This is a genomic window from Streptomyces solincola (assembly GCF_002982015.1).
GTDB classification, from domain to species: Bacteria; Actinomycetota; Actinomycetes; order Streptomycetales; family Streptomycetaceae; genus Streptomyces; species Streptomyces solincola.
In genome coordinates this window covers 1-6,307 of the sequence record NZ_PVLV01000437.1, presented here as the reverse complement: position 1 = coordinate 6,307, position 6,307 = coordinate 1, and the positions used below count along the sequence as shown (strand labels likewise).

General features: G+C 75.3%; 5 protein-coding genes. 1 reads left to right on the top strand and 4 read right to left on the bottom strand.

Going from position 1 to position 6,307, the window contains the following annotated elements:
* Positions 1 to 36: 36 nt before the first annotated feature.
* The 4 genes from C6N75_RS24035 to C6N75_RS24020 form a co-directional block, all read right to left on the bottom strand.
* Positions 37 to 1,356 (bottom strand): ABC transporter substrate-binding protein, encoded by a 1,320-nt coding sequence (locus C6N75_RS24035; protein ID WP_105870989.1) that lies wholly within the window; start codon positions 1,354 to 1,356, stop codon positions 37 to 39.
* A gap of 102 nt (positions 1,357 to 1,458) precedes the next feature.
* Positions 1,459 to 2,622: a substrate-binding domain-containing protein gene (locus C6N75_RS24030; protein ID WP_105870988.1), complete on the bottom strand. Its 1,164-nt coding sequence runs from the start codon at positions 2,620 to 2,622 to the stop codon at positions 1,459 to 1,461.
* A 757-nt stretch (positions 2,623 to 3,379) separates the two neighbouring features.
* Complete coding sequence (locus C6N75_RS24025; protein ID WP_105870987.1) at positions 3,380 to 4,153, bottom strand: SDR family NAD(P)-dependent oxidoreductase; 774 nt, start codon at positions 4,151 to 4,153, stop codon at positions 3,380 to 3,382.
* Positions 4,154 to 4,206: 53 nt separating this feature from the next.
* The gene (locus C6N75_RS24020; RefSeq protein WP_105870986.1) at positions 4,207 to 4,911 is read right to left on the bottom strand and encodes an MOSC domain-containing protein; all 705 of its coding nucleotides are present in this window, start codon (positions 4,909 to 4,911) and stop codon (positions 4,207 to 4,209) included.
* A 118-nt stretch (positions 4,912 to 5,029) separates the two neighbouring features.
* On the opposite strand from C6N75_RS24020, the gene C6N75_RS24015 reads away from it, so the two are divergent.
* Positions 5,030 to 5,953 (top strand): LysR family transcriptional regulator, encoded by a 924-nt coding sequence (locus C6N75_RS24015; RefSeq protein WP_105870990.1) that lies wholly within the window; start codon positions 5,030 to 5,032, stop codon positions 5,951 to 5,953.
* Positions 5,954 to 6,307 lie beyond the last annotated feature (354 nt).

The window sequence follows — 6,307 nt, the reverse complement described above, 5'->3', positions numbered from 1 at the left end:
GTTCGGGAGGGGGCCGGGGCGCGGTCGCTCACGCCGTCAGCCTCGGACCTTCAGACCGCGCTTCTTCAGCTCGGCCACCGTGGCGTCGTGGCCCGCCTTCACCGCGTCGGCCACGGTGGCGTCGCCCCCGGCGACCTTGCCGAGGTGGTCCTTGATGGTGGTGTTCGTGGTGCCGCCGGCCGGGCCCCAGGCCCAGCCGTCCCGGATGGAGGCGCCCGCCTCGTCGAAGAGGGCGTAGATGTCCTGGCCGCCGTAGTACCCGGCGTCGAAGGCGTCCTTGGCCACCGGCCGCAGCCCGGTCGCGGCCGGGAAGGCGCTGGAGGTGCCGGAGCCGATCCGCGCCCGGACGCCCTCCTCGGTGGTCGCCATCCAGGTGGCGAACTCCACCGCCGCCTCGGCGTGCTCGCTGTCCTTGGTCACCGCGAAGGTGGAGCCGCCGAGCATGCCGCTGGCGGGTTTGCCGTCCCAGCTCGGCACGGGCGCCACCGCCCACTTGCCGCTCTGCTCGGGCAGGGTGCCCTTGAGGACTCCGGCGCCCCAGGAGGCGCCCAGGTAGCCGATGGTGGTGCCGTTCTTCAGCGAGCCGGTCCACTCGGGGCTGAAGGAGACGTCGTTGTGCACGAGGTCGTCGTCCAGCAGGCCCTGCCAGAAGGCGGTGACCTTGTCGGTGGCCGCGTCGGTGGTGTCGATCTTCCAGGTGTCGCCCTCGGCCTTGAACCACTGCGCGCCGGCCTGCCAGGCCATCGCCTCGAAGGTGGTCGGGTCGTCGGGGAAGAAGGTCGCGATCCGCGCCTTGGCGTCCGCCTTCTTCACCTTCTCGGCCGCCACCCGGAAGTCGTCCCAGGTCTTCGGCACCTCGACGCCGTACTTCTCGAACAGGTCCTTGCGGTAGTAGAACGCCTGCGGGGCGGCGTCGAACGGCACGGCCCAGGTCCGGCCGCCGAGCGTGGTCTGCTCCACGGCCTGCGGCAGCAGCCCGTCCCGGACGCCGTCGGGCAGCGTGATGTCCTTCAGGGCGCCCTGGCTGACGAACTCCGGCAGCGAGGGGTACTCGATGGAGACCAGGTCCGGTGCGTTGCCCGCCTTGACCGCGTTGGAGATCTTGGCGTAGCCGCCCGCGCCGCCCGCCGGGATCTCCTCGAACGTCACCCGGATGTCCTGCTGCGCGGCGTTGAAGGCGTCCACCGTCTCCTTGGTGCCCTTGGCCCAGCCCCAGAAGGTGATGGTGACGGGCTTGCCGTCGGCCGCCGGCGTGGAGGAGTCCCCCTCGCCACCGCCGCCGCAGGCCGTGAGGACGGCGAGGGCGGTGACGGCGGCGGCTATGGCGGAGGTGTTTCTGGTCCAACAGCGGCTCACGGCGGCTCTCCTGACCGGACGACTGCGCGGAAGGTGTGGCCGTGATGATCGAGCGGTTCGTGAGCGAAGTCAAGAGCGAAAGATTGATTGAGCGAAATATGATCAAGCCGGTTCGGATCGGGTCTCGGCCGCCACCGCGCCGCAGGAGGCGCGCACCCGCAGCGCGGGCAGCAGCGTCACATGCCGCCGGGCGTCCGCCGCCGCGTCCTCCGCCCCGTCGCCGGCCGCCGCACCGCCCCGCCCCCCGCCCGCCGCCAGCTTCTCCACCAGCAGCTCCGTCGCCAATCTGCCCACCAGCCGCTTGGGCGGCGCCACCGCCGTCAGCGGGATGTCCGCCAGCGCCGCCACCTCGTCGTCGTACGCGATCAGCGCCAGGTCGTCCGGCACCCGCACGCCCAGTTCGGACAGGCGCTGCACCATCTGGATCGCGTCCACGTCGTTGTGCACCAGCGCCGACGTCACCGCGCCCGAGGCCACCGCCTCGCGCAGCGCCCGCACCGCGGCCTCGAAGCCCTCCGGCTCCACCTCGGCCGGCACCGAGTCGACCACCGGCCCGGGCGCGGCCAGCCCCAGCACGTCCAGCGCCCGCGCGTACCCGGCCCGCACCGCCAGCGCGGTCGGCGTGTCCGCCCGCGCCACCAGCAGCGGCGCGCCGTGCCCCAGCCCCACCAGGTGCCGTACCGCGAGCAGCACCCCGTGCCGGTGGTCGGAGGACACCCGGTCCAGACCGTCCAGCGCCGAACCCGGCTCCGCCCGCCGCTCCAGCAGCACCGCCGGCACCGGCAGCCCCGCGATCCACTCGCCGTGCTCCGCCTGGTCGCCGGGCGCCCGCCAGCCCGGCGCGACCAGCAGCCCCTCCGCCCCCGCGGCCAGCAGCCCCTCGGTACGCGCCCGGTCCTCCTCCGGCCGGTAGTCCGAGATGCGCAGGATCAGCCGCGCCCTGGCCCGGTCCGCCGCCTCCCGAGCGCCCCGGATCACCTCGGCGAAGTAGTACGTCGCCGAGGGCGCCAGCAGTCCGAGCACCGGTCCGCCGCCCGGCGCCGCCGGCCCGCCGCCGTGCCCGGCCGCGCGCTCGGCGCCGCCCGGCCAGGACACCTGACCGTGCACCCGCTCCAGCAGGCCGCGCCCGGCCAGCGCCTCCACGTCCCGGCGCGCGGTCACCGGGGAGACGCCGAGCCGCACGGCCAGCTCGGAGACCCGGGCCGTGCCGCGCTCCCGTACCAGCGCCAGCAGACGGTCATGACGTTCGGCAGCACTCTCACGCACGGCGGTAGTCCCCCTCCTCGGTGTGGTGGCCCGACCGGACGGCGGCCGGTGACCCGACCCTAGCCGAGTCTGATCGAACGTCGGACGTTTCGATCATTCGCGCGATGAACCTTGACGTTCGATCATCGGCGGCTCATGATTCCGGAGCCGGAGGACGCAGAAGCCCGGACAAGGGGAGCACGGGGGGCTGCTGCGTTCGCCGGGGTCCCGTGTCCGTCTCCGATCGAGACGGACCCGCTCCGGGACCGAGCGGGGAGCGCGCCCGCCCGGCGCCGCCACCCGGCCCGGGCTCCGCGCCCCGCGGCGCTACCGGGCCCCGGCGTACGCGAGTCGTACGGGCCCGCGCCCCACCGCGTACCCGAGCTGTGAGGCCGAGCGCCCGCCCGCGGCGTACCGGCCGTAGGGCCCGAGCGTCCGTCCGCCGCCGTACGAGCCGTATGAGTCGTACGGCCAGGCGCCGCCCCACCGCGTGGCGGCGTTTCACACCGAGCCGCTCCGGTCGCCGCCGTCCCGGCTGCCGGAGCCCCGGTGTGCCGGCGGCGGCATGGGGGGCCGGTGGGCCGCAGCGGCATGGGGCCCGGTAGGGCGTCAGCGGCATGGGGCCCCGGGTGGGCCGGCAGCGGCACGGAGCCATGGTGGGCCGGTGCGGCCGGTAAGCCGGGGGCACGGGGGTCCGGTCGGCCGACGTCCGGTCGGCGGGCCGCCGACCGGACGCCGGATTCCCGCCCGCACCTGTCCGCGCCCGGTCCCCGCCGGCTCAGCTCGGGCCGTACTTGCGGCCGGCGCGGGAGCTGAAGCCGCCGAGCAGGGCGCGCGGCGCCAGTTTCACCACGCCCATCAGCGCCTTGTACCGCGGGTCGGGAGTGGAGACCGTACGCCCCCGGGCGAGGTCGGCCATCGCCGCCGCCACCAGCTTGTCGACGTCCAGCCACATCCAGCCGGGGATGTTGTCCGTCCCCATGCCGGCCCGCTCGTGGAACTCGGTGCGCACGAACCCCGGGCAGAGCGCCATCAGCCGCACCCCGCTGCCGGCCAGGTCCCTCGCCACCCCCTGGGTGAACTGCACCACCCAGGACTTGGACGCCCCGTAGGTGCCGCGCGGCACGAAGGCGGCCACCGATGCGACGTTCACCACGCCGCCCCGCCCGCGCCCCCGCATCGCGGCGCAGGCGGCGGAGGTCAGCCGCAGCACCGCCTCGCAGTGCACCTTCAGCATCCGCAGCTCGTCGTCCATGGACACGTCCAGGAAACGCCCCTTGTTGCCGAAGCCGGCGTTGTTGACCAGCAGGTCCACCGGGCGCTTCGGGTCGCCGAGCCGCCGTTCGACCGCGCTGATCCCCTCCTCGGTCGCCAGGTCGGCGGTGAGCACCTGCGCCTCGATGCCGTGCCGGTCGTGCAGTTCGGTGGCCTGCTCGCGCAGGCGCGCCGTGTCACGGGCGACCAGGACCAGGTCGTGCCCGTCGGCCGCCAGCCGGCGTGCGAAGGCGGCGCCGATGCCCGCGGTCGCCCCCGTGATCAGTGCAGTCGTCATGGCGGCACGTTAACCGCACCGCCCCTGGGTCCGTACGGGCGGACCCGTTCCGTTCAGCCCTGGCCGGCCGAGGCAGCGGCCCGGCCGCTCCCGGCCGTCTCCCTCTCCACATAGGTGCGGGCCGTGGCCAGCAGCTCCGGGTGCAGGGCGTCCGCGGCCGCCAGGACGCCCGGCAGCAGGGTCCGTTCGATGGTCGCGGCCCGGAAGGCGACCGAGACCGTCACCTCGTGCGCCGGGCGGTGCACCACCTCGATCGCGTCGCCCGCGCGGATCTCGCCCGGCTCGATCACCCGCAGGTACGCGCCCGGTGCGGCCGCCTGCGTGAAGCGCCGCACCCAGCCCCGTTCGCCCAGGTGGTCGGCGAAGGTCCGGCACGGGATGCGCCCGCTGGTCACCTCCAGCACCAGGTCCGCGCCGATCCGCCACCGCTCGCCGATGAGCGCGCCGTTCACGTCCACCCCGCCGGTGGTGAGGTTCTCACCGAAGACGCCGTTGGCCAGCGGCTTGCCCAGCTCGCGCTCCCAGCGGTCGAGGTCCTCTCGGGCGAACGCGTACACCGCCTGGTCGCGGCCGCCGTGGTGGCGCAGGTCGCCGATCTCGTCCCCGGCCCCGGCCAGGCCGCTGCCGCCCTCGCCCTTCGGCCCGGGGTCGCGCACCAGGACCGGCCCGTCCACCGGCCGCTTGTCGATGCCGCTGCCACCCGTCTCGGCCGCCTCGGTCGGCCGTACCCCACCCGCGTTCACCGTCAGCAGTCTCATGCCCGCACGCTAACCCGGACGGCGGCCGGGCCCCACACCCTCGTCCCACTCCTCGACAGGATCAAAGCGAAGGGGCGTCATTCGCCTGCGCCTCCAAGCTTCCCTTATGATCGGCAGGGTGATCGAAGCACGTCATCTGCGCGTCCTGCGCGCCGTCGCCGCCACCGGATCCTTCTCCGCGGCCGCGCGCGAACTGGGCTGCACCCAGCCCGCCGTCAGCCAGCAGATGAAGGCCCTGGAGTCGTCGGCCGGCACTCCGCTGCTGGTCCGCACCGGTCGCGAGACGCGCCTCACCCAGGCGGGTGAGGCGCTGGTGCGGCACGCCTCCGGCATCCTCGCCGGGCTCACCGCCGCCGAGGAGGAGGTCGCCGCCATCGCGGGCCTGCGGGCCGGGCGCGTCCGCCTGGTCTCCTTCCCCAGCGGCAGCTCCGCCCTGGTCCCGACCGCCCTGGCCGCGCTGCGCGCCGAGCACCCGGGCACCAGGGTCTCCCTGGTCGAGGCCGAGCCGCCGCGCTCGGTGGAGATGCTGCGCGAGGGCGACTGCGACGTGGCGCTGGCCTTCCGGTACGCCGGCGGCCCCCGTCCGCCGGTCGGCGGCGGCGCGGACGACTGGACCGACCTGGTGGTCCGCCCCCTGCTCACCGACCGCCTGGTGGGCCTCGTCCCGGAAGGGCACCGGTTCGCCGACGCCGGCTCGGTGGGCATCGCCGAGCTGGCGGAGGAGTCCTGGATCGCCGGCTGCCCGCGCTGCCGGCGCCAGTTGGTGCAGGTCTGCGAGGCGGCCGGCTTCGTGCCGCGGATCGACTTCGCGACCGACGACTACCCGGCCGTGGTCGGGCTGGTCGGGGCCGGTCTCGGCGTCGCGGTGCTGCCGGAGCTGGCGGTGGAGTCGGTACGCCCGCGGGGCGCGCGCACGGTCGCGGTGCAGCCGGCCGTGGTGCGCGAGGTCGTCGCCCTGACCCTGCCCGACCTGGCGCAGGTCCCGGCGGTCGCCGCCACCCTGGACCGCCTCGCCGCGGCCGCCACCGCCACCCGGAGCTGAACGCGCGCACCGTCCGGAGCCGGACGCGCGGACTTCCCGGACCGGACGCGCGCACCGTCCAGAGCCGGACGCGCGGACTTCCGGGAGCTGGACGCGCGCACTTCCCGGGGCCGGACGCGCGCACCGTCCGGGGCCGGGCCAGCGCGGCTGCCGGAGCTGAACGGGGGCGCCTTCCGGAGCGGAACGCACGCCCGCGTGGGCGCACGGGGGACGGGCGCGCCCACGCAGGAACGTTCCTTCAGTTGCTGCGCACGACCAGGCTCAGGCGGGGTAGCCCGTCGGGGCGGTGGAGTGCGCGTGGTGGGCCGCCGGGGGTGCCCAGCACGCCCGCCTCTTATACACATCTCCGAGGCC